The organism is Mesorhizobium waitakense, from assembly GCF_056431085.1.
The window spans coordinates 1-23876 of record NZ_JBWKME010000080.1 but is presented as its reverse complement, the minus strand read 5'-3'; the positions used below and the strand labels follow the sequence as shown (position 1 = coordinate 23876).

Annotated in this window: 21 protein-coding genes; 2 read left to right on the top strand and 19 right to left on the bottom strand. The window is 62.9% G+C overall.

Features of this window, described 5'->3' with window-relative positions:
* Positions 1-154 precede the first annotated feature (154 nt).
* Entirely contained in the window at positions 155-1699 is a 1545-nt protein-coding gene (locus tag AC07FD_RS17985) for a putative bifunctional diguanylate cyclase/phosphodiesterase (RefSeq protein WP_478350933.1), read from the top strand.
* Positions 1700-1770: 71 nt separating this feature from the next.
* Here the strand turns inward: AC07FD_RS17985 and AC07FD_RS17980 are convergent, their stop codons facing one another.
* The 10 genes from AC07FD_RS17980 to rimP all read right to left on the bottom strand — a co-directional run bounded on the left by AC07FD_RS17980 (position 1771) and on the right by rimP (position 14045).
* A complete protein-coding gene (locus AC07FD_RS17980; RefSeq protein ID WP_478350932.1) occupies positions 1771-2790 on the bottom strand; it encodes a class I SAM-dependent methyltransferase in 1020 nt (339 codons plus the stop codon).
* A gap of 133 nt (positions 2791-2923) precedes the next feature.
* Positions 2924-5071, bottom strand: a complete 2148-nt coding sequence (pnp, locus tag AC07FD_RS17975) for a polyribonucleotide nucleotidyltransferase (RefSeq protein WP_478350931.1) — start codon at positions 5069-5071, stop codon at positions 2924-2926.
* A gap of 277 nt (positions 5072-5348) precedes the next feature.
* A complete protein-coding gene (gene rpsO / locus AC07FD_RS17970) occupies positions 5349-5660 on the bottom strand; it encodes a 30S ribosomal protein S15 (protein WP_269470859.1) in 312 nt (103 codons plus the stop codon).
* Positions 5661-5799: 139 nt separating this feature from the next.
* Entirely contained in the window at positions 5800-6894 is a 1095-nt protein-coding gene (gene corA, locus AC07FD_RS17965) for a magnesium/cobalt transporter CorA (protein WP_478350930.1), read from the bottom strand.
* Between the two features lie 44 nt (positions 6895-6938).
* Entirely contained in the window at positions 6939-7934 is a 996-nt protein-coding gene (gene truB / locus AC07FD_RS17960; RefSeq protein ID WP_478350929.1) for a tRNA pseudouridine(55) synthase TruB, read from the bottom strand.
* Entirely contained in the window at positions 7934-8359 is a 426-nt protein-coding gene (gene rbfA, locus AC07FD_RS17955; protein WP_184877560.1) for a 30S ribosome-binding factor RbfA, read from the bottom strand. Before rbfA ends, truB begins: the two co-directional genes overlap by 1 nt.
* A gap of 140 nt (positions 8360-8499) precedes the next feature.
* Positions 8500-11067 carry a translation initiation factor IF-2 gene (infB, locus tag AC07FD_RS17950; RefSeq protein WP_478350928.1) on the bottom strand — a complete coding sequence of 856 codons (2568 nt, stop codon included), beginning with the start codon at positions 11065-11067 and terminating at the stop codon, positions 8500-8502.
* The gene (locus AC07FD_RS17945; RefSeq protein ID WP_478350927.1) at positions 11064-11714 is read right to left on the bottom strand and encodes an RNA-binding protein; all 651 of its coding nucleotides are present in this window, start codon (positions 11712-11714) and stop codon (positions 11064-11066) included. The genes infB and AC07FD_RS17945 overlap by 4 nt, the downstream gene beginning before the upstream one ends.
* Positions 11715-11752: 38 nt before the next feature.
* On the bottom strand, positions 11753-13348 hold the full coding sequence (gene nusA, locus AC07FD_RS17940; protein ID WP_095082421.1) for a transcription termination factor NusA: 1596 nt from the start codon (positions 13346-13348) through the stop codon (positions 11753-11755).
* A gap of 49 nt (positions 13349-13397) precedes the next feature.
* A complete protein-coding gene (gene rimP, locus AC07FD_RS17935) occupies positions 13398-14045 on the bottom strand; it encodes a ribosome maturation factor RimP (protein ID WP_478350926.1) in 648 nt (215 codons plus the stop codon).
* Positions 14046-14410: 365 nt separating this feature from the next.
* Here rimP and AC07FD_RS17930 point away from each other — a divergent pair, with 365 nt between their 5' ends.
* Positions 14411-14575, top strand: coding sequence for a hypothetical protein (locus AC07FD_RS17930; protein ID WP_095084276.1), 165 nt, complete (start codon positions 14411-14413; stop codon positions 14573-14575).
* Positions 14576-14642: 67 nt separating this feature from the next.
* Here the strand turns inward: AC07FD_RS17930 and trmB are convergent, their stop codons facing one another.
* The 9 genes from trmB to miaB form a co-directional block, all read right to left on the bottom strand.
* Positions 14643-15344 (bottom strand): tRNA (guanine(46)-N(7))-methyltransferase TrmB, encoded by a 702-nt coding sequence (gene trmB / locus AC07FD_RS17925; RefSeq protein WP_478350925.1) that lies wholly within the window; start codon positions 15342-15344, stop codon positions 14643-14645.
* A gap of 23 nt (positions 15345-15367) precedes the next feature.
* A complete protein-coding gene (metK, locus tag AC07FD_RS17920; protein WP_457151723.1) occupies positions 15368-16633 on the bottom strand; it encodes a methionine adenosyltransferase in 1266 nt (421 codons plus the stop codon).
* Positions 16634-16803: 170 nt separating this feature from the next.
* Positions 16804-17223, bottom strand: coding sequence for a helix-turn-helix domain-containing protein (locus AC07FD_RS17915; RefSeq protein WP_478350924.1), 420 nt, complete (start codon positions 17221-17223; stop codon positions 16804-16806).
* A 141-nt stretch (positions 17224-17364) separates the two neighbouring features.
* The gene (lnt, locus tag AC07FD_RS17910; RefSeq protein ID WP_478350923.1) at positions 17365-18957 is read right to left on the bottom strand and encodes an apolipoprotein N-acyltransferase; all 1593 of its coding nucleotides are present in this window, start codon (positions 18955-18957) and stop codon (positions 17365-17367) included.
* 103 nt (positions 18958-19060) lie between these two features.
* Positions 19061-19420, bottom strand: a complete 360-nt coding sequence (locus AC07FD_RS17905) for a VOC family protein (RefSeq protein WP_478350922.1) — start codon at positions 19418-19420, stop codon at positions 19061-19063.
* A gap of 167 nt (positions 19421-19587) precedes the next feature.
* Positions 19588-20661 carry a hemolysin family protein gene (locus tag AC07FD_RS17900; protein ID WP_478350921.1) on the bottom strand — a complete coding sequence of 358 codons (1074 nt, stop codon included), beginning with the start codon at positions 20659-20661 and terminating at the stop codon, positions 19588-19590.
* A gap of 28 nt (positions 20662-20689) precedes the next feature.
* Entirely contained in the window at positions 20690-21196 is a 507-nt protein-coding gene (ybeY, locus tag AC07FD_RS17895; RefSeq protein ID WP_478350920.1) for an rRNA maturation RNase YbeY, read from the bottom strand.
* Positions 21197-21214: 18 nt separating this feature from the next.
* A complete protein-coding gene (locus tag AC07FD_RS17890) occupies positions 21215-22207 on the bottom strand; it encodes a PhoH family protein (protein ID WP_478350919.1) in 993 nt (330 codons plus the stop codon).
* A gap of 83 nt (positions 22208-22290) precedes the next feature.
* Positions 22291-23700, bottom strand: coding sequence for a tRNA (N6-isopentenyl adenosine(37)-C2)-methylthiotransferase MiaB (miaB, locus tag AC07FD_RS17885; RefSeq protein WP_478350918.1), 1410 nt, complete (start codon positions 23698-23700; stop codon positions 22291-22293).
* Between the last annotated feature and the right edge of the window lie 176 nt (positions 23701-23876).

The following is a 23876-nucleotide window of genomic DNA, read 5'->3' as shown; positions in this document are numbered from 1 at the left end:
TTGAATCACGATCAAGCCCGAAGTGGAATCCTGAATATCAACAACCCCTAGTCCGCCCAAGAAATACTTCCGGTCCAATAAAATTGGACGCATTCGCGGAAACTCATTTTAAGGACATATCCACTAGAAAGCCCTGTACTCTGGGGACCTTTCAATGTCTGCCGTCAGCAACCCGAAGCGAACACCGGTGTTCCGCCTGCTCACCATAGCAAGCTCGGGTATCGGCAGTTTCGTCCTCGGACTCTGGGGCCTGAAGCACGGTCTCGGCGATAGTTTTGTCGGGATATCGGCGGACATGATGGTCGCGATGATGGCCGCCCTGTGCGCACTGGCGGCGTCGGTGGCCGCGATGTCCTTCTTCGCCGGCGTCGATGAATCGGCGGATTTCGTCTTCGAGGAAACCCATTTCGACAAGCTGACCGGCCTGCTGGCACGTCCGGCGATGGTCGGCAAGATCGCCGAGGCGGCATGCGCGACGAGCCGGACCGGCGAGCCGGTGTTCCTCATCGACATCGACATTGATCGGTTCAAGCAGATCAACGACGCCATCGGCTACAGCCAGGGCGACGAGTTGATCCGTGAGTTCACCAAGCGATTGAAGACTTGCCTACCGCAACGCGCGGTGATCGGACGTATCGGCGCCGGTGAATTCGCGATCCTCCTCCCCGACAATCAGGTGTCAGGGTCACTGGAAAGTGCCATCGAGAGGCTCATCGACGAGATGATGGATCCCTATGAGCTCAGCACGCACATGCAATCGGTCAGCCTGTCGGTGGGCATCGTGGCGATGCCAAAGGACGGTGTCGATCCCGTCCTCATCCTGCGCCGCTCCAATCTGGCACTGCAGAATGCGCGCGCCAGCGGCCTCGGCAACTGGTCGGTCTTCCACGCGGAAATGGGCAGGGTCGCCGACCATCGCCAGTGGGTCGAATCCGAGCTGAACGTTGCCTTCGAGCGGGGCGACTTCGACCTTCACTACCAGCCGCAGCTCGATCTTCCGACCGGCCGCATCGTCGGCTATGAGGCGCTGATCCGCTGGCGGCATCCCGAACGCGGCATGATCCCGCCGATGGAGTTCATTCCGATCGCCGAGGAAACCGGCATGATCGGTCCGATCGGAGAATGGGTGCTGCGCAAGGCCTGCAGCGACGCGCGCCATCTGCCCGAAGACTGCTTCGTCGCCGTCAACATCTCGCCCGTGCAGTTCATGACCAAGGACTTCGTCGGTATCGTGCGCGACACCATGACCAGCACCGGCATCAAGCCGTCGCGGCTGGAACTGGAAGTGACCGAGACGGCGATGATGCAGGACCGCGACCGCGCCGCCACCATCCTGAAGGAGTTGGCAGACATGGGCATCTCGGTTGCCGTCGATGATTTCGGCACCGGCTATTCCAATCTGAGCTACCTGATCGACTTCTCGTTCGGCAAGCTGAAGATCGACCGCTCCTTCGTCAGCCGCCTCGACACGGACACCAGTTCCGGTGCGGTCGTTTCGACCATCGTCGGGCTTTCGCGCGCGCTTGGCGTCAGCATCATCGCCGAAGGCGTAGAGACCGAAAGCCAGGCGACGCTGCTTAGGGCAGCCGGCTGCGAAGTGGTGCAAGGCTACCTGTTCGGCAGGCCGGCGCCACTCAAGTTCAGGGTCGACGACGCTCACGTCACCGACGAGACGCGGCGCGTCGCCAATCTGCATTGAACGCGGCGCCGCATCTGCTCTCTCGCGCGTGATCTTTTTGAAAACCGGTTCCCACTTTTCGGGATCAAGCTTTAACGACGCGCGACAAGCACCTTGAACATGCCGTCGCGGGCGAGCTCTGCATGGCTCGAAAAAGCAGCCGACAGCACCGGCTCGTAGGGAAGCTGGCGGTTGGCCACCATGAACAGCCGCCCGCCGGGCTTCAGGGCCTTGGCCGCGGCGCGGATCATGCCGGCGCCGATCTCCGGCTCGGCCGCGCGACTGCGGTGAAAGGGTGGGTTCATGGCGATCGCGTCGTAGCGCTTCTCGACCGGCTCCTTCAGCAGATCAGCCCAGAAGAAATCCCTGGTGATCGACTGGCCAACCTCTGCCAGATTGAGCTTTGCGGCTTCGAGCGAGGCGAAGTCCGCCTCATAGAGGTCGAGCGCTGAGATTCCCGGTGACCGGGCGGCCATCTCGGCAGCCACATACCCCCAGCCGGCGCAGAAATCAGCAACGCTCCCACGCACATCATTGGGCAGGTTCTCGACCAGCAATCTCGAGCCGGTATCGATCCGGTCGAACGAAAACATGCCGGGCGCGGTGCGGAACCGGCCTTCAACCAGCAGAGCGGGATTGGCGGCGCGCAGCACTTGCGCGGCGGTCAGATCGGCAGGACGGCGGAACCAGAAGGCAATGCCGTGATATTTCGGCAGATGCCCCTCGAGCGGCACCAGTTCGCCGACGCGCTTGCGCAGGCTGGCGATACCATCGTCCTTGCCGCCGGCAATTACGATCAACCCGCCCGGCGCCACGCGCTCAAGCGCCTCGGCGAGGCGCAATTCGTTCAGGCCGCGATGCCGGCCGGCAAGCACAAGTGCCATGTCGAAGCCACCACCTTCGGCCTGCGCGGTGACGATGAGCCCAGACGCCTGCAACGCGCGAAAATGCGGCCGGAAGCCCTGTACGAGGTGAAGTGGGGCCTCGAAGCCTTCGGGCGAGCGAAAGCCCGGTTCAGCGCCGAGAAACAAGGCGCGATCGCCCTTTCCCGGCAAAGGAACAGCCTCGGCCTCGAAGGGATGAAAAAGCGTCTTCAGCGGCTCGGCGGACATTGTTCGACCTCGAAACGAGGCCTGTCTTGACAATCTGAGAATGAAAAGACGGGCTGAGAATGAAAAGACGGGCTGAAAATGAAAACGGGCGCGACATAAGCCGCGCCCGCTTCGATTTACGATCTCAAGCCGATCAGGCGGCGTTTTCTTCGCCTTCGGTCTTCTTGTCGCGGGCGAGTTCCTTGCCGGTAGCCTGGTCGACGACCTTCATCGACAGGCGGACCTTGCCGCGCTCGTCGAAGCCCATCAGCTTGACCCAGACCTTGTCGCCTTCCTTGACGACGTCCGAGGTCTTGGCGACCCGGTCGTTGGCAAGCTGCGAGATGTGGACGAGACCGTCACGCGGACCGAAGAAGTTGACGAAAGCGCCGAAGTCGGCGGTCTTGACGACCGTACCTTCGTAGATCTCGCCGACTTCCGGCTCGGCGACGATGGTGTGGATCCACTTCTTCGCCGCCTCGATCTCCTTGGCGTTCGACGAAGCAATCTTGACCGTGCCGTCGTCCTCGATGTTGATCTTGGCGCCGGTCTTTTCGACGATCTCGCGGATGACCTTGCCGCCCGAGCCGATAACGTCGCGGATCTTGTCGGTCGGAATGTGCATGACTTCGATGCGCGGCGCGAACTCACCGAGTTCCGAACGCGCGCCCGAGAGCGCGTTCGACATCTCGCCGAGGATATGCAGGCGGCCGTCCTTGGCCTGGCCGAGCGCGATCTGCATGATCTCCTCGGTGATGCCGTCGATCTTGATGTCCATCTGCAGCGAGGTGATGCCGTTGGCGGTGCCGGCGACCTTGAAATCCATGTCGCCGAGGTGATCCTCGTCGCCAAGGATGTCGGAGAGAACGGCGAAGCGCTCGCCTTCCTTGATCAGGCCCATGGCGATACCGGCAACTGGCTTGGCCAGCGGGACGCCGGCATCCATCAGCGCCAGCGAGGTGCCGCAGACGGTCGCCATCGACGACGAGCCGTTGGACTCGGTGATCTCCGAAACGACGCGCAGCGTGTAGGGGAACTGGTCAGCGCTCGGCAGCATCGGGCGGATGGCGCGCCAGGCGAGCTTGCCATGGCCGATCTCGCGGCGGCCCGGCGAACCCATGCGGCCGGTTTCACCGACGGAGTAGGGAGGGAAGTTGTAGTGAAGGAGGAACTTCTCCTTGTACATGCCGGTCAGCGAATCGACATACTGCTCGTCCTCGCCGGTGCCGAGCGTGGCAACGACCAGCGCCTGGGTCTCGCCGCGGGTGAACAGCGCCGAACCGTGGGTGCGCGGCAGGACGCCGACTTCGGAGACGATCTTGCGGACCGTCTTGAGGTCGCGGCCATCGATGCGCGAGCCGGTGTCGAGGATGTTCCAGCGCACGACCTTGGCCTGGAGTTCCTTGAACACGGCGCCGATCTGCTCGGACGTGTACTTGGCGTCTTCGCCTTCAGCCGGAGCAAACGCGGCCTTGACCTTCGCCTTGACGGCGTCGACGGCGGCGTAGCGCTTCTGCTTGTCGATGTTCTTGTAGGCATCGCGAAGCTCGCCTTCGACGATCTTCAGCATTTCGGCTTCGAGCGCGGAATAGTCCGGCGCGGTGAAGTCGCGCGGCTCCTTGGCGGCAACTTCGGCCAGCTTGATGATGGCGTCGATGACCGGCTGGAAGCCCTTGTGGCCGAACATGACGGCGCCGAGCATCAGCTCTTCGCCAAGTTCCTTGGCTTCGGACTCGACCATCAGAACGGCGTCGGTGGTGCCGGCGACGACGAGGTCGAGCTTGGATTCCTGCATTTCGTCGACATGCGGGTTGAGCACGTATTCGCCGTTGATGTAGCCGACGCGGGCGCCGCCGATCGGGCCCATGAAGGGAACGCCCGAAAGGGTCAAGGCCGCCGAGGTGGCGACGATCGACAGGATGTCGGGATCGTTCTCGAGATCATGCTGGACGACGGTGACGACGATCTGGGTGTCGTTCTTGTAGCCTGCGGCGAAAAGCGGGCGGATCGGGCGGTCGATGAGGCGGGAAACCAGCGTTTCCTTTTCGCTCGGACGGCCTTCGCGCTTGAAATAGCCGCCTGGGATCTTGCCGGCGGCGTAGGTCTTTTCCTGGTAGTTGACGGTCAGCGGGAAGAAATCGAGACCTGGCTTCGGCTCCTTCATCGAAACGACGGTGGCGAGAACCTTGGTCTCGCCGTAGGTCGCGAGCACCGCGCCGTCGGCCTGGCGCGCGATCTTGCCGGTTTCCAGGATGAGCGGACGACCGCCCCATTCGATTTCCACTTTGTGGTGATTGAACATATCTTGTCCTTAATAAGCGGAAAGGGCCGCGCCGTTTCACGGTGCGCGGATGCCCTTTCCCTGGCTTCCTTTCTCGGGCAGCCACGGGCAAGACAACGGGAAGCTCGGGTGATTTCAGCGCGGCGAGCGCGCGAGCGTCCTGCAATCCTGCCCCATGACCGTCCATGGGCGGTTTCGAGTGGCCCTCTGCACGCTCGAAACCGGGTCTGGCCAGTCGATACGACTGGCAGAATGCGCGACCGGCGGGCCCTCCGAAGAAAGCCCGCCGGTCAATTCGTCAACGGCGCAGACCGAGCTTCTCGATCAACGTCTGGTAGCGCGCGTCGTCCTTGCGCTTGAGATAATCAAGCAGGCTGCGGCGCTGGGAGACGAGGGCGAGCAGACCACGGCGGGAATGGTTATCCTTCTTGTGGTCCTTGAAATGGTCGGTCAGGTTCTTGATGCGCTCGGAAAGGATGGCCACCTGGACTTCCGGAGACCCGGTATCGCCCTTGGCGGTTGCGAATTCACCCATCAATTCCTGTTTGCGCTCGGCAGTAATCGACATCGTGTTTTTCCTTATCTGTTTGAGGAAACGGGTCGCCCTCAGCCGGGATGTCGTCCAGCAGGGGCCGGTGCAAGCAAAGCGTCATAGCGCTATGCTGCGGCGCGTATAGTGCAATTCCCGGGAAAACACCAGCCCAATTCACAAGCCGGCTTTTCAGCCCAAAATGACAGTTTTATCCTTGTTATAGCCATTTCTTCCATTTGAAGAAGGCGATCAGCCCAAACGCGACAAGCGCCATGAGCAGCAACGATGCCGGATAGCCATAATAGGCTTTCAGCTCCGGCATGTTCCAGGGCGACGACTCCGGATCGAAATTCATGCCCCAGATGCCGACCAGGAAGGTGAGCGGCATGAAGATGACCGAGACGATGGTGAGGTAGCTGATGACGTCGTTGGTGCGCGCCTGGCTCAGCGACAGATGCATCTCGATCAGGCCGGTCAGCATATCGCGTTGGGTTTCGACCAGTTCGATCAGCCTGAGCGAATGGTCGAGCGTGTCGTTGAGAAAGATCTTGGTCTCAGCCTTCACATAAGGCACGTCGTTGCGGATCAGCGTTGCCAGCGCATCGCGCATCGGCCACAGCACCCCCTTCAGCACATTGGCATCTCGCCGCAATTCATGCAGCTGCCGCATCTGATGCTTGTGCGGCGTCTGCAGCATTTCGTCCTCGATGCCGTCGACCATGTCGCCCGCAGCCTCGATCGGCGGGAAATAGCTGTCGACGACAGCGTCGATCAGCGCGTAGGCGAGGTAGTCGGCGCCGCGCGCGCGCAACCGGTTGGGCGCAGAGCTCTCGATGCGCTTGCGCACGGGATTGAACGGATCGCCTTCACGCTCCTGGAAGGTGACGACGAAGTTCTTGCCGAAGAAGACGGCGATCTGCTCGTAGCGGTGCGACGTGACATCATCGATCATCCTCACGACGACGAAGGCATGATCCTCGAAGAAGTCGACCTTCGGCCGCTGGCCGGTGTTGACGACGTCCTCCAGCGCCAGCGGATGCAGGCTGAAAATGCGGCCAATCTCCTCGATCAGCGGAATGTTGGCGAGGCCGGTGCAGTCGAGCCATATGACCGGCCATTTGTCGCAATGGGTGTTCAGGTCGTCGATGCTGGCATTTTCGATGGTCTTGAATTTCTGCGGCGAGATCAGGGTCAGCCGCAGTTCCGAGCGCCGCGCCGCCGGATCGGCGATCAGCGTGCCCGGCGACGCCCCGACCGGCGGCCGCCGCGTCTTCACCGGCGCCCGCCTTTTCACCGCCTCGGCCTTTGCCATGTGCCCCTCGAGCCTAAAGTCGACCTGAAGTTAGACGAGAGCCGTCACCCGGCAAAGACCCGCTTGGGCTTGAACATGCCTTGCTCGATGGCACCGATGGCGACCAGCTTGCCGCGCGCCGTGGCGCAGGCTTCTTCGGCTTCCACCGGTGCGTCGCGGCCGCGGATGATGACCGGATTGCCGAGGCGGATCTTCGTCGCCGCGTCGTCGCTGATGGCGACCTGCGGCAGGCAGTCGAGGGCAGCGGATGTATCCACCAGAAGCGCGTCGATGGCGTCGAAGTCGATCGGCGCTTCCACCGCGTCAGCGGCTTCTGTCGCATCAGCGGCTTCCGTCGCGTCCGGGTCGTCTTCAGCCGGCGCGCCGAAACGGGCGGCCTCCAGTTCGGCGATGGTGACGAAGTCCTCAGGCGTGAACGGCTCGACCTCGACCCGGCGCAGTTCGGAAATATGGCCGAAACAGCCGAGATCGCGGCCCATGTCGCGAGCCAGCGAGCGCACATAGGTGCCCTTGCCGCACTCGACTTCGAAAACAGTATGGTCGGCATCGTGCTCGACAATATCGAGCCGGCCGATCTCGACCTCTCGCGCGGGTATGTCGACCGTCGCGCCGTCGCGGGCCAGATCATAGGCGCGCTCGCCTGATATCTTGATGGCCGAGAATTGCGGCGGCGTCTGCATGATGATGCCGGTGTATTTCGGCAGTAGCGCAAGCACCTCGGCTTCCGCTGGACGCAGGTCGGAGTTCTTCGTCACCGGACCTTCAAGGTCGTCAGTCGAACGCTCCTGCCCCCAGGCAACGGTGAAGCGATAGATCTTGGCTCCGTCCTGGACGTAAGGCACGGTCTTGGTGGCTTCGCCAAGCGCGATCGGCAGCATGCCGGACGCCAGCGGATCGAGCGTGCCGGCATGGCCGGCCTTTTCCGCCTGGAACAGCCATTTGATCTTGGAGACGGCTTCGGTCGAACCCATGCCGACCGGCTTGTCCAGGACCAGCCAGCCCGAGATCGGCCGGCCCTTCTTCTTGCCGCGACGCGCCACTATTCGGTGTCCTTGTTGTCGTCTTTGTCCTGGTCTTCGGAGCCGAGATCGCGCGCCACTTCGGGCGACTTCAAGAGATCGTTGATCCTGGCGAAATTGTCGAAGGAGGTGTCGAGCTTGAAGCGGAACTCCGGCATGAACTTCATCTGCCGCAGCGCGCCGGAGACCCGGCCACGCACGAACTTCGCATGCTTGTTCAGCGCCTCGACAACCGCATCGGTATCCTTGGCGCCGAGCGGCGAGACGAAAGCGGTGGCGACCTTCAGGTCGGGCGACATGCGCACTTCCGAGACCGAAACCACGGTGTTCTCGATCAGCGGATCGATGATCTCGCCGCGCTGCAAGGTTTCGGACAAGGCATGGCGCACCTGTTCGGCGACGCGCAGCATGCGCTGGGATGGGCTGGATGTGGTTGGACGGGGCATTTTTCTCGATCCTGAAAGCGTGAGGCGCGGGATGGAACCGTGCCGCATGTCTCATATGGTCATTCTCAATAGGACCTGCTCAATAGACTTGGGGGCGGCGGTCTTTCGACCACCGCCCGGTATCGACAAGTCACTCGAACTCAGAGCGTACGGGTCACCATCTCGACGCGGAAGCACTCGATGATGTCGCCGACGCGCATGTCCTCGTAGTTCTGGAAGGCCATGCCGCACTCCTGGCCGCCGGGAACTTCCGCAACCTCGTCCTTGAAGCGCTTCAGGGTCTTCAGCGTGCCTTCGTGGATGACGACGTTGTCGCGGATCAGGCGCACGCCCGCACCACGCTCGACCTTGCCTTCGGTGACACGGCAGCCGGCGATCTTTCCGACCTTGGTGATGTCGAAGATCTCGAGGATCTGCGCATTGCCGATGAACGTCTCGCGGCGCTCCGGGGACAGCAGGCCCGACAGAGCCGCCTTCACGTCATCCACAAGGTTGTAGATGATCGAGTAGTAGCGGATCTCGATGCCCGCGGCAGCGGCAGCGGCACGTGCCTGCACGTTGGCACGGACATTGAAGCCGATGATCGCTGCACCCGAAGTCTCCGCCAGCGACACGTCGCTTTCGGTGATGGCGCCGGCACCAGCATGGACGATGCGCGCACGCACTTCGTCGGTGCCGAGCTTGTCGAGCGCCGCGTTGATCGCCTCGATCGAACCCTGCACGTCGCCCTTGATGACCAGCGGGAATTCCTTCAGCCCGCTCGTCTGCAACTGCGACATCATCTGCTCGAGCGAACCGCGCTGACCGGCATGCTTGGCAACCGCCTTCTCGCGCGCCAGACGCTGGCGATATTCAGTGATCTCGCGGGCACGGGCTTCGTTGTTGACCACGGCGAAGCGGTCGCCGGCCTGCGGGGTTCCCTGCAGGCCAAGCACTTCGACCGGCATCGCCGGCGGTGCTTCCTTGATCTGCCCGCCACGATCGTTGACCAGCGCGCGCACCCGGCCCCATTCGTTGCCGGCGACAAGGATGTCACCCGGCATCAGCGTGCCGGTCTGCACCAGCACGGTGGCGACGGGGCCACGGCCCTTGTCGAGTTGGGCCTCGATGACAACACCCTCGGCGGTACGGTCCGGATTGGCCTTGAGGTCGAGGATTTCGGCCTGCAGCAGGATCGCCTCGAGCAGCTTGTCGAGATTGGTGCCCTTGGTCGCAGACACTTCGACGTCCAGCACTTCACCGCCCATGGATTCGACGAAGACCTCGTGGCGCAGCAGTTCGGAGCGCACCTTCTGCGGATCGGCATCATGCTTGTCGATCTTGTTGATCGCCACGATGATCGGAACGCCGGCCGCCTTGGCGTGGCTGATCGATTCGATCGTCTGCGGCATGACGCTGTCGTCGGCCGCAACCACCAGGATGGCGATGTCGGTCGCCTGGGCGCCACGAGCACGCATCGCCGTGAAGGCAGCGTGGCCGGGCGTGTCGATGAAGGTAATCTTGTGACCGTTCTTCTCGACCTGGTAGGCGCCGATATGCTGGGTGATGCCACCGGCTTCGCCGGAGACGACATTGGCATTGCGGATGGCGTCGAGCAGCGAGGTCTTGCCGTGATCGACGTGGCCCATGATCGTCACGACGGGCGGACGCGTCACCAGGTCCTCGGCATTGTCGGCGATGTTGAACAGGCCTTCCTCGATGTCGGACTCGGCGACGCGGCGGACCGTGTGGCCGAATTCGGTGGCAACCAGTTCCGCCGTATCGGCGTCGATGACGTCGCCCGGCTTCAGGATCTGGCCCTGCTTCATGAAGAACTTGACCAGATCGACCGCACGCTCGGACATGCGTTGCGCAAGTTCCTGGATGGTGATGGTCTCTGGCAAGATCACTTCGCGCATGACTTTCTCGCGCGGCTCATTGTGCATCGCGCGCTTGAATTTTTCCTGGCGGCGGCGCATCGACGACAGCGAACGGGCCCGCGCGTCCTCATCGGACAATGCGGAATTCAGCGTCAGCTTGCCACGGCGGCGATCTTCCTCGGCCTTGGTCGGCTTGGCCGGACGCGCCACTTCAGGCGTGACCGGGCGACGCACCGGCGCACCGGCGCCAGCCCGCTTCGGCTTGGCCTCGACTTCGTCGTCGACCGTCGCCAGTTCAGCGGCCAGCGGCGCGCGGCGGCGCGCCTCTTCCTCTGCGCGACGGCGGGACTCGGCCTCGGTCTGCAACCGCGCCTCTTCCTCGGCCTGTCGGCGCGCGGATTCTTCGCGTTCGCGCTTGCGGCGCTCTTCGTCCTCGGCGCGGCGCTTGGCGTCCTCGGCAGCGCGCTGACGGTCCTCGACCTCGCGCACCTTCGAGCCTTCGAGCGCCCTGCGGCGCGCTTCCATTTCACTGCGCGACAGTTCGTTCAGCACCATGCCGCTGCGCTCGACCGGAGGCGGCGGCGGTGGCGGCGCCTTCGGCGCTTCCTGCACGACGGGTGCGGCCACAACCGCCGGCTTCGGTGTGAAGACGGGTGCGGCAACCGGCTCCGGCTTGTCGCCGGGCATCGAGAACTTGCGCTTCTTGGTTTCGACGACGACCTGCTTGGTGCGGCCGTGCGAGAAGTTCTGGCGCACAGTGCCCTGTTCCATACCGGGGCGCTTTAGCGTCAAGGTCTTCTTCGGCGTCACACTCAGCGTATTGTCGTCACCCGATTTCGTATCGCTCATTCCATATCCTCTGCGGCATCATCTTCGTCAGCAACAGCCGCAAGCATTGCCAGATCGTCCGGGGAACCGCCCCGATACCGGTCGAGCGCAACCATGCGCTTCTGGACCGCCCTGCCCGCGTCTCCCGCGAGAACGGCAGCATGTATCACATTTGTACCCCCCAATGCCAAGCTCAACTCGGCCTCGGAGAAAAGTTTGTAGGCAAGGATAGCGGGCCCGCCGAGATGGACTGTCGCCCGTCGCGCCTGGCTGATCTTGCGCACGCCGTCGTCGGACGCCTCGGTCGCATGGAGCACGAAAAGCGCCAATCCGCCGCGCACCGCGCTCTCGACCTTTGTGGCTCCAAGAGAAATCGCGCCTGCCTTGCGAGCAAGCCCAAGCATGCCCAGAGCGGATCTGGAAAGCAGCCCGTCGACCATGCCGCCAAGATCGGGCGGCACGACCACCTGTGCCTTGAAGGCGCGGGCAAAAAGGTTCCTCGCCGCAGCCTTGTCGATATGTAGGCGGTCGGCGGTCACCCAGCAACCACGCCCGGGCAGATTTCTCTTGATGTCGGGAACGACGGCCGAATCCGGGCCGACGACGAACCGGATCAATTCATCCGGTTCGGCCTGCCTGCGGGTGACGATGCAGGTGCGATCGTTCATCTCGTCCAAGGGCGGGTTCGGTGCGATGCGGTTTCACCTCACGCACCAACGGCTTCGTCAGCCGTTTCTTCTTCGGCTGCAAGCTCGTCTTCGGTGATCCAGCCAGCCTTGAGGCGGGCGGCCAGAACCATCTGCTCGGCATCGGCGCGTGTCACGCCATGACTGGCCAACACGCCCGGATACACTTTCGTCTCGCCGTCCTTGCGTTCCTTCCAGCCGGTCAGGTCGTCGGCGGCATAGCCGGCGAAATCCTCGATCGTTTTCACGCCGTCCTCGCCGAGCGTCACCATCATGGCGGTGGTGACGCCGGGGATTTCGCGCAATTCGTCGGAGACGCCGAGCGCCTTGCGCTTGTCGTCGTGCTCGGCTTCGATCTTCTCCAGATACTCGCGGGCGCGGGTCTGGATTTCCGAAGCGGTGTCTTCGTCGAAGCCGTCGATCGAGGCGATCTCGCCGGAATCGACATAGGCGACTTCCTCGACGCTGGTGAAGCCTTCGGAGGCGAGCACCTGGCCGACCATCTCGTCGACGTCGAGGGCTTCCATGAACAGCGACGAACGCTCGACGAATTCCTTCTGGCGACGCTCGGATTCTTCGGCCTCGGTCAGGATGTCGATGTCCCAGCCGGTCAGCTGCGAAGCGAGCCGCACGTTCTGCCCGCGGCGGCCGATGGCCAGCGACAGCTGGTCGTCAGGAACCACGACTTCGATGCGTTCGGCATCCTCGTCGAGCACGACCTTAGCGACTTCCGCCGGCTGCAGCGCGTTGACGATGAAGGACGCAGCCGAAGGCGACCACGGAATGATGTCGATCTTCTCGCCCTGCAATTCGCCGACGACGGCCTGGACGCGGCTGCCGCGCATACCGACGCAGGCACCGACCGGATCGATCGAGGAATCGCGCGAGATGACGGCGATCTTGGCGCGCGAACCGGGGTCGCGGGCGACCGACTTGATCTCGATGATCCCGTCATAGATTTCCGGCACTTCCATGGTGAACAGCTTGGCCATGAACTGCGGATGGGTGCGCGACAGGAATATCTGCGGACCGCGCTGCTCGCGGCGCACGTCGTAGACATAGGCGCGGACGCGGTCGCCATATTTGTAGTTTTCGCGCGGGATCAGTTCGTCGCGACGGATGATCGCCTCGCCACGACCGAGATCGACGATGACGTTGCCATATTCGACACGTTTGACGGTGCCGTTGACGATCTCGCCGATGCGGTCCTTGTATTCGTCATACTGGCGGTCGCGCTCGGCCTCACGTACCTTCTGCACGATGACCTGCTTGGCCGACTGGGCGGCGATGCGGCCGAAATCCATCGGCGGCAGCTGTTCGGCGATGAAGTCGCCGAGCTGGGCGTCGGGATTGCGCTCGCGCGCCGAGGAAATGGCGATCTGGGTGGCGTAGTCGTCGACCTTCTCGACCACTTCCATCAGCCGCTGCAGCTTCATCTCGCCGGTGTTCGGGTTGATGTCGGCGCGGATGTTGGTCTCCTGGCCGTAACGCGAACGCGCCGCCTTCTGGATTGCATCGGCCATGGCGGCGATGACGATTGACTTGTCGATCGACTTTTCACGCGCGACCGCATCGGCGATCTGCAGCAGTTCAAGCCTGTTGGCGCTTACAACCATCGTTTTTCTCCCGAGCCTGTTTGCCGGACCTTTGCGCCCGGCAGCTCAATCATAGTTCCTGTTCGGTTTCGTTTTCCGCGCCGGCTTCCGCACCCTCGGGCGCATCATCGTCCGGTTCGCCGCGGCGTTTCTTGGCTTCCTTGCGCGCCCTGTTGTCTTTCGACAGGGCATCGCGAATGAGATCGTCGGTCAGGATCAGGCGCGTTTCGGAAATCGCGTCATAGGGGACCCGCACCGTCGGCTCCTCGCCATAGGCGGCCTTTTCGCGCTCGATCAGCACATCGTTGTCACCGGCCTCGACGATCTTGCCCTTGAACCGCTTGCGGTCGGCGACGATGATCGACGTCTCCATCTTGACCAGGTGGCCGGTCCAGGTCGCGAAATCCGATTTGCGGACCAGCGGCCGGTCGATGCCGGGCGAAGAGACTTCGAGGTGATAGGCCTTTTCGATCGGATCATCGACGTCGAGGGCCGGCGACACCGCGCGGCTGACCTCTTCGCAGTCCTCGACGGTCATGGTGCCGTCCTCGCGCTCGGCCATGATCTGCAGCGTCAGCCCGTTCTGGCCCGACAGATGCACCCGCACCAGGCGGAAGCCGATGCCGCGCAGAACCGGCTGGACGATCAGCGCGATGCGCGCATCGATGCCGCTTTCGCGGATGATGCGGTCGTCGCTTTCGCTTACCGTTGCAGTCATTCGATCCCTGTCGCTTGGCGGCGATGCCGCCGCGCTACCTCTTGTTTGAGCATCGGATTGTCCCAAAACCGGTGGCCACTTTTGGGTCCGATGCTTGTCGGCTACCGGCAGGTAATAAAAAAGAGCGGGACCGGGTGGACCCACTCTTCGTCATACCGACCAAGAATTTGAGGCTGATATAAACGATCATGGCCGCTGTTTCAAGCCCGCCGTACCCGCGCGGACAAAAGCCGTGGCAACGCCAGTGTTGCGCCAGACGCATGGCCTCCATGCGGCAGTGCCCCTGTGAGCCACAACGCTGCATCACCATCTGTGTTGCATCGCACAAAGATGACGACACGTCACAGCAGCGAAAGGATACGACCATGACCAACCGCAAGATTCTATCCGCCATAGGCGATCTCTTCACGACATTTGGCAGTGCAGTCGCTGCGTCGCGTTCCGTGGAAGCCGGCCGTAGGCCGCGCGCGGACGACCTGCGCAAGCTCGGCATGGATCCGGCTGTCTTCAACAGGATCGGCCGTTTCTAAGGGTTTGGCGGGCTGATGACGCGCGCCCTGCCGCCGGCGAACGCCGGAGGCCGCGCGATCAGCCCGCTTAGGTCCTGATGAAGGTAAGGTAGGCGGGCCGCCGGCCCTCCCGAATGGCCTTCGCCTCGTAACGCGTACCCGGCCAGCCATCGTAGGGCCGATGCCAATCCGCCGCCTCCCACGCCTGCCACGCGAATGCACCATGCGCCCGACAGTGCAGCAAGGTCCAGTTCACATAAGTGTCGATATCGGAGGCAAAGCGGAATTTTGAACCCGGCTTCAGCACGCGCGCGAAACGGTCGAGATTGATCGGGCTGACGAAACGGCGCTTCCAGTGCTTCTTCTTCGGCCACGGATCCGGATAGAGAAGGTCGATGCCGGCGAGCGAGGCTTGCGGCAGCCAGTCGAGCAGCCGGGTGGCGTCGTCGTCATAGACCTTGAGATTGGCAAGCGGCTTTTCCCTCACCGCCATCATCATCTTGGCCATGCCGTTGACGAATGGCTCGACGCCGATAAAGCCAATCGATGGCGCCTCGGTGGCACGATGCAGGAGATGTTCGCCGCCGCCGAAGCCGATTTCGAGACGAACCGCCGAAACATCCGCTTCAAACAGGGTGCTGAGATCTGCCGGCGATTCAGCCGTCAGATCGAGCCGATATGTGCCGAAGCCGCTTTCCAGTGCGGCCGCCTGCTGCGGACGCATGGTCTTGCCGCGCCGGCGACCGAAGAAGGCTTCGGTCGCGCGGCTTGGTGTGTTCTTCGGGTCCATGGCAGGACTTTGCGGCGCCGCTGTCAGGCGGCGACCGCGTCCTTGAGCGCCTTGGCGAGATCGGTCTTTTCCCAGGAGAAGGACCCATCGCGGCCGGCCTTGCGGCCGAAATGGCCATAGGACGACGTCTTGGCGTAGATCGGCTTGTTGAGATCGAGATGGCGGCGGATGCCTGACGGCGACAGATCCATCACCGTGCGCAGCGCCTCTTCAAGCTTGGCCTCGTCCACCTTGCCGGTGCCGTGCAGGTCGACATAGACCGACAGCGGCTGGGCGACGCCGATGGCGTAGGAAAGCTGAATGGTGCAGCGATCGGCGAGTTTCGCCGCCACGACGTTCTTGGCGAGGTAGCGCGCCGCATAGGCGGCGGAACGATCGACCTTGGTGGTGTCCTTGCCCGAAAAGGCGCCGCCGCCATGCGGTGCGGCACCGCCATAGGTGTCGACGATGATCTTGCGGCCAGTCAGCCCGGCGTCGCCATCCGGCCCGCCAATGACGAACTTGCCGGTCGGGTTGATGTACCACATGCAGTTGTCGGCGATCTTGAGCTCGCCCAGCGCCTCGCGGATATAGGGTTCGACGACCTTGCGGACCTTCTTCGAATCCCAGCTCGCATCGAGATGCTGTGTCGACAGCACGATCTGCGTCGCCTCGGCGGCCTTGCCGTCGACATAGCGGACAGTGACCTGGCTCTTGGCGTCCGGACCGAGCCTGCCGGCTTCACCGCTGCCTTCGTGGCGGGCGGCGGCCAGCAGTTCGAGGATCTTGTGGCTGTAGTAGATCGGCGCCGGCATCAGATCCGGCGTCTCGCGGCAGGCATAGCCGAACATGATGCCCTGATCGCCGGCACCTTCCTCGCCCTGACGGTCGGACGCGTTGTCGACACCCTGGCCGATATCGGGCGACTGGCCGTGCAGCAGGACCTCGATCTTCGCGTTCTTCCAGTGGAAGCCGGCCTGCTCATAGCCGATTTCACGGATCGCCTTGCGGGCTACCGACTTGAACTTCGCCGGATTGACCACCGGGTGGCCGGCGGCATCCTTGAGGATGTTGCCTTCCTTGTCCTTCTTCAGCAGCGTCTCGGGGACGCGCACCTCACCGGCGATGACGACGCGGTTGGTGGTGGCCAGCGTCTCGCAGGCGACGCGGACTTTCCATGGGTCCATGCCGGTCTTCTTGGCTTCGCGATAGACCAGATCGACGATCTCGTCGGAGATCCGGTCGCAGACTTTGTCGGGATGGCCCTCGGCAACGGATTCCGAGGTAAAGAAGTAATTCTGCCGCGTCACGGGTGTCCCCTCTTGAAAAAACGATCGGCAGGCTGCCGATTTTGGCGCGCCACGTGTTAGCGGGGTGGAGCGCCGCTCGTCAAGCGGTGCTGCCGTTCTGGCATGAATGTCGATGCAGTTATCTTGTGCCACCGGCGGCAGGCTGCCGCCGGTCCAAACGGGATTGCGGATCAGTCGAGCTCGTCCGTGGAGAGCGATTTGACCAGGTCAATGATCCTGCGGCGCACCTTGGCATCGGCAATCTTGACAAAGGCGCGGTTTAGCTGAAGGCCTTCAGGACTGCCGCAGAATTCGACGGCGAAAGCCATCGACGTATCTTCGGCAAAGCCACGGCCGGGCGCGGCCGCCTGGCCGGGCGCATCTTCGAAAAAGAAGGCGACTGGCACGCCGAGAATCGACGCGATCGCCTGCAGGCGGCTGGCGCCGACGCGGTTGGTGCCCTTTTCATATTTCTGAATCTGTTGAAATGTGATGCCGAGATTCTCGCCCAGTTTCTCCTGGCTCATTCCCAGCATATTGCGGCGAAGCCGGATGCGACTGCCAACATGGATGTCGATGGGATTCGGTTTCTTCTTGTTGTCTTCTGTCATTTTTTCCTCGCCGAATTTTTTCGGCTTTCTCTATTTTTTTCTTGCCCAAACGAAGCCGGCGGCAACTGCCCCAACAGAACGATCCACCGACTTCGAGAAATTTTCAGGCACTTACAGTATGAGTTTCTAATGTGTGGGCTGTCAATTCACCCGTAGCCTTTGCCTTACGTTCAACAATGCGGCGGCGATGGCAAACAGCAACATGATCAGCATTCCGTTAATGCGCCTTTGGCCGGCGGATATGAACGCCTGCCCGGAAATCGGCACGCGCGCATCGATGGCGCCACGCGTGTCGATCGCCAGCGCATCGACGACGCGCCCGCGCGTATCGACGACGGCCGAGATACCGTTGTTGGCAGCACGCAACAATGGCAATCCATTCTCCACTGCACGGATCTGGGCCTGCCTGAAATGCTGATACGGACCCGGCGTGTCGCCGAACCACGCATCATTGGTAACGTTCACAATAAGCTGCGCTGACGTAGCGTCAACTGCCACCAGATCGGGAAAGATCACCTCATAACAGATAAATGGCAGCGCACGGATGCCGTCAGGCAAAGTGATGGCGTGCCGCTCGTTGCCGGCCGCAAATGTCATCGGCCCGGCAACCAGCTGCTCGATGCCGAAGCGCTCGAGCAGATCGGAGAAAGGCAGATATTCGCCGAACGGCACCAGATGAACCTTGTCGACGGCGTCGGCGATTTCACCCTTGTCGTCGATCGCCACCACGGAGTTGTAGTAGCGGCTGTCGGCATTTGCGGCCGAGCCGCCTTCCTCGCGGACGACGCCGGCGATCAGCATCTGGCCGGGTCCGAGCATGTCACCCAGCGCCGTCAACGCGTCCGGACGCTCGGTGAAGAGGAACGGCACCGAGGTCTCGGGCCACAGGATTAATTGCGGCTTTTCATGACCGGGATCCGGCGCCTTGGCAGAAAGGCCCATCAAAGTTGCGAAGATGCGGTCGCGCACCGAGGCATCCCACTTTTCCGACAGATCCACGGCCGGCTGGACGATGCGGACATCCAGGCTGTGCGTCGCCGGCTTTTCGGGAATGGCAAGCCTGACATAGCCGAAACCGATATGGGCGGCGGCGAGGACGGCAAACAGTGCCGCGCCGAGGCGCAGGTGTCGGCGCGCCACCAGCAGCGCCGGTAAGGCGAAGACGAACACCGCGAGCGCGTTCATGCCGATCATGCCGGTCACCGAGACGCTCTGCATCAGCAAGGGCACGGGCATGGCCGCATAGCCGACCGCGTTCCAGGGAAAACCGGTGAACAGGAAGTCGCGCAGCCACTCCGCCAGCCCAAAACCGAAGGCAAGAGCGGCGATGCGGCCGATATCGCTGCTCCACAGCAGGCGGGCAACCATTGCCGCAAAGCCGTAGAAAAAGGCGAGTGCGAAGGGAATGCCGACCGCCGCGAAGGGAAGCGCCCAGGCAAAACTGTCGGCCTCGACCAGCAGTGCCGAGCCAATCCACCAAAGGCCAGCAAGGAAATAGCCAAAGCCGAACCACCAGCCGACGGCGAAGGCAGGCCGCAGGCGACGAAACAGGCTGCCGGAGGCTTCGCCGGTGGCGCCATCGATCAGCCAGACCAGCAAGGGAAACGAGATGAAACAGGCAGCGAAGAAATCGTAAGGGGCCTGGCCAAGCACGGCAAACGCCCCGGCGAGAAACGCCACCAGCGCGCGCCGCCAACCCCAAAGCAGAATTATCCGGCCGGCCAGGCGCTCCATGCAAACTTCCGAGTCGCGCGAATCAGGAAGCAAGATTTAACAGGCCGCGGTCCGCGCTCCAAACGCAGGATGGCTGGCTGCAATGCAAGCTTCGGCCACCGCTCTACCGATGCCAGCCCTCGATGCGCACGCCGCCTAGCCGTTCGGCCTCTTCACGGGAAACAGCACGAATGGTCTGCGTGAAGGTCCAGACATGGCCTTCGGGATCACGTGCCCGATACTGCCGTTCGCCGTAGAACTGATCCGCCGGCTCCTGGATGATCTCGGCGCCCTTTGCCCTGGCGTGCTCACAATGGGCGTCCAGGCCGTCTTTCAGCCGCACATAGACGGATTGCGTGTTCTTGCCGGAGACGGAAGCCGGACTGGCGACGTAATCGGTCCATTCGGAATCGATGATGATGTAGCCGTCGCCGAACCGCATCTCGGAGTGGACGAGCTTTCCATCGGCGTCGCTGACCACCATGCTGCGCTGGAAACCGAGTCCAGCGCGGCGCGAGGGTCTCTGTAGAACCCCCCGGACCCCAAGGTGGAATGCTTGAAGGGGTCCTCGACCGTCATCCGCGAGCGCTCATATCCTTGCTTTGTCGCATGATGTTTTTCCGAAAGGTCTGCAACTTTTCGGCATCATGCTTAAGCCTGCTCGGTGCGTGCGGCGCGCCGGCGGCGCTCGCCCTTCTGGCTCTGCACGATGCGCACGCGCTTGACGCGGCGCGGATCGGCATCAAGGACGTGGAATTCGAAGCCGGGGATGGCCTGCACCACCTCGCCGCGTGCCGGCACGCGGCCAAGCGTGTTGAAGATCATGCCGCCGATGGTATCGACATACTCACCATGTTCGCCAGCGGCGAAATCCTCGCCGATCATCTTGGCGACATCGTCGATCTCGGCCTTGCCGTCGACGATGAAGACGCCGTCGCCGCTCTGGGTGATCATCGGCTCATCGTCGTCATGCTCGTCCTCGATGTCGCCGACCACCATCTCGACGATGTCTTCCAGCGAGGCAAGGCCATCGGTGCCGCCATATTCGTCGATGACCAGCGCCATCTGCGTGCGTGTCGTCTGCATGCGGCCCATCAGGTCGGAGGCAAGCATCGACGGCGGCACGAACAGCACCTGGCGGATCAGGTTGAGGTCGCCAATGGTGCGCGCGAGGTCGACCTGCGTGAGGTCGAGAACCGTGGCGGCAGGGGTTTTCCGTGTCGAGCGGCCCTTCTTGACGCGCGCGATCTTGGTGATGTGGGCCAGCACGTCGCGAATGTGCACCATGCCGCGCGGATCATCGAGCGTCTCGGAATAGACCGGCATGCGCGAATGGCCGGATTGCTCGAATGTGCCGAGCAGATCGCCGAGCGTCGTCGTGATCTCGACCGCCTGGATGTCGGCGCGCGGCACCATGACGTCCTCGACGCGCACCTCGCGCAAACGCAGGATGTTGTTGAGCATGGCGCGTTCGCCGGGCGAGAAGGCGCCGGCATCGCTCGCCGTTTCGGCAAGCGCGCCGGCGATTTCTTCACGCAGGCTGGTCCCATTGCGCTGCCGGAACAGGCCCAGCACGCGGTCGAACAGGGAGGGACCGGCTGGCGATGTTTCGCTGGCAACGCTGCCGGTAACGGTACTCGGACTTGATCCCTCTTCCGACGTATCGGAAGCCTTGTTCGCACTGCCGGCGTCGGGGCGGGCGGCAGTCTCTGGTTTGTCGTTCATCGTCGTCCGGTCAATTGGTCAGACGTAGTTACGCGTAGGGATCGGGAATGGCAAGCCTCGCGAGCGCTGCGCGCTCGATGGCCTCCATCGCCTCGGCCTCGGCATCGGTCTCGTGGTCATAGCCCAAAAGGTGCAGCAGGCCATGGACCACGAGATGAGTGATATGGTTCTCGACAGGCTTGTCTTCCAGTGCCGCTTCACGCACGACCGTCTCGGCCGCGAGCACGATGTCACCCAGCATCGGCGGCAACGGAGCGCCTTGCACAAGCGGAAAAGCCGGGAAAGACAAGACGTTGGTCGGTTTGTCCTTGCCGCGCCAGCCGGCGTTGAGGGTCCGGATATGGGCGTCGTCGGAAAAAACGAGGCTGAGTTCGGAACGGCCCGCCACGCCGGTCTCGGCAAAAGCAGCCGCGACAGCGCGATCGACCAGCCGTGTCAGGCTTGCCTCATCGGGCCAATTGCCCGCTTCGACTGATATATCAATGTCGACGGGGACCGGACGCGCCCCGTCGCCGGATATGTTGTCCTCAGGCATGAGGCCGCATCGTCAAAATCAATTCTCGGCGCCGAGGCCGCGCGCCAGTTTGGTATCCCGGTCATACGCCCTGACGATTTCCGCCACCAGCGGATGGCGGACGACGTCGCCATCGTTGAAGCGCACGGTTACCGCGCCGGCCACGCCATCCAGCACCCGCAAGGCTTCGACAAGGCCCGATTTGGTGTTCGAGGGCAGGTCGATCTGCGTCGGATCGCCGGTGACGATCATGCGCGAGTTCTCGCCGAGACGGGTCAGGAACATCTTCATCTGCATCGGCGTGGTGTTCTGCGCTTCGTCGAGGATGACGGCGGCATGCGCCAGCGTGCGGCCGCGCATGAAGGCGAGCGGCGCGATCTCGATCACCTCCGCGGCAATGGCGCGCTCGACCTTGTCGGCGGGCATCATGTCGTAAAGCGCATCATAGAGTGGCCGCAGATACGGATCGACCTTCTCCTTCATGTCGCCCGGCAGGAAGCCCAGCCGTTCGCCGGCCTCCACGGCCGGCCGCGACAGGATGATGCGTTCGACCATGCCGCGCTCAAGCAGCATCGCGGCATGCGCCACCGCCAGATAGGTCTTGCCGGTGCCAGCCGGGCCGATGCCGAACACCAGTTCCGACCGCTCCAGCGCGCGCATATAGGCGTCCTGGTTGAGCGAGCGGGCATAGATCGTCTTCTTGCGGGTGGCGATTTGGGCGGCGGAGACCTTCCCCTTGCGTTCCAGCGTCGGCAAGGTCAGCTGATCGTCGGCGGCAATCGCCATGCGCACGGCGCCGTCGACGTCGGACTGGCCGATGTCGACGCCCTTCTGGAGAATGCCGTAGAGATTGTCCAAAGCCCGGCGGGCCTGCTCGGCGGCCGACGCCGAGCCCTTGATGGTGAGCTGGTTGCCGCGCGAGCGGATGTCGACGCCGAGCTTCTGCTCGAGCCTGGCCAAGTTTTCGTCGAACTGACCGTAAAGGGCGCTGGCAAGCTTGTTGTTGTCGAAAGTCAGAACGATGTGCGCCATGTCAGAAGCCCCAGACGCCGGTGCCGGGGGCAGGCTCTTCACTTCTGCAGCGCTCAACCGTCTCTCCTCATCTGCCGAGACCCTCAGGCCAATTCGGCGAACAGGCTGTTGTAGCCCGTCTTCGTGATTCGCACCTGGATAATGTCACCGATTTCGCCGGCCTTTTCATCAACAATAACCGGCTGCAGCCAAGGTGAGCGGCCGACCTTCTGGCCGGCCTGGCGGCCGGGCTTCTCGATCAGCGTGTCGATGGTGCTGCCGACGAGGCTTGTGCCGAAATCCTGCTGCTGCTTCAGAAGCAAGGCCTGCAGCCGCTGCAGGCGCTCATCCTTCACCATTTCCGGCACATGGTCGGCCATCTCGGCGCCCGGCGTGCCGGGACGCGGCGAATATTTGAACGAGAAAGCCGAGGCATAGTTCACCTGGCGCACCAGTTCCATGGTCGCCTCGAAATCCGCCTCGGTCTCGCCGGGGAAACCGACGATGAAGTCGCCGGAAAGCGCGATATCCGGTCGCGCGGCACGGATGCGGTCGAGCAGCGCCAGATAATCCTTCGCGGTGTGCCTGCGGTTCATCGCCTTGAGGATGCGGTCGGACCCGGATTGCACCGGCAGGTGCAGATAGGGCATCAACGCAGGCAGATCACGATGGGCTGATATCAGTTCATCGTCCATGTCGCGCGGGTGGCTGGTGGTGTAGCGCAGCCGCGCCAGCCCTGGGATTTCGGCCAGCCTGAACAGCAGGCGGCCAAGGCCCCATTCCTCGCCGTTTTCGCCCTGGCCATGCCAGGCATTGACGTTCTGGCCAAGCAGCGTCACCTCGCGCACGCCGGCTTCGGCCAGACGTTGCGCCTCGGCAACGATCTGCGCCACCGGCCGCGACACTTCGGAGCCCCTGGTGTAAGGCACGACGCAGAAGGTGCAGAACTTGTCGCAGCCTTCCTGGACGGTGAGGAACGCGGTGACGCCGCGCTTGATGACCTCGGCGCGTTTGGGCTGCGGCAGATGCTCGAACTTGTCCTCGATGGCGTAGTCGGTCTCGACTATCTTTTCGCCGCCGCGCACCCGCGCCAACACGTCGGGCAGCCGGTGATAGGTCTGTGGGCCGATGACCAGATCGACGGCCGGCGAACGGCGGATGATCTCGGCCCCTTCGGCCTGCGCCACGCAGCCGGCGACGCCGACCAGCATCTCGCGGCCTGCCACGGCGCGTTCTGCCTTCATATCGCGGATACGGCCGAGCTCGGAATAGACCTTTTCGGCCGCCTTCTCCCTGATATGGCAGGTGTTGAGCAGCACCAGATCGGCCTCGCTGATGGCATCGGTGGCGGTATAGCCGTCGGCGGCCAGCGCATCGGCCATGCGCTGTGAATCATAGACGTTCATCTGGCAACCATAGGTCTTGATGAAGACCTTCCTGGTGGCTGCCGCGGGCACGGCCATCGCTTCGGCCGCGGCGTCGATGTCGTCACGCTCTATCGTGTTCAAGTCCATCCGGCGGCTTCTAACGCCTTTCCGTGACAAAAAACAGACGATTCTCCGCCGCAGCCGTCACGCGTGCCGGCGGACACGCAGCTCTTTTTGTTTTGACGCAATTCCGGACGGAAAACCGTTTCACACTTTTCCTGGAATTGCTTGTCTTATGACATTGGCGCCGAACGGGTCAGAAA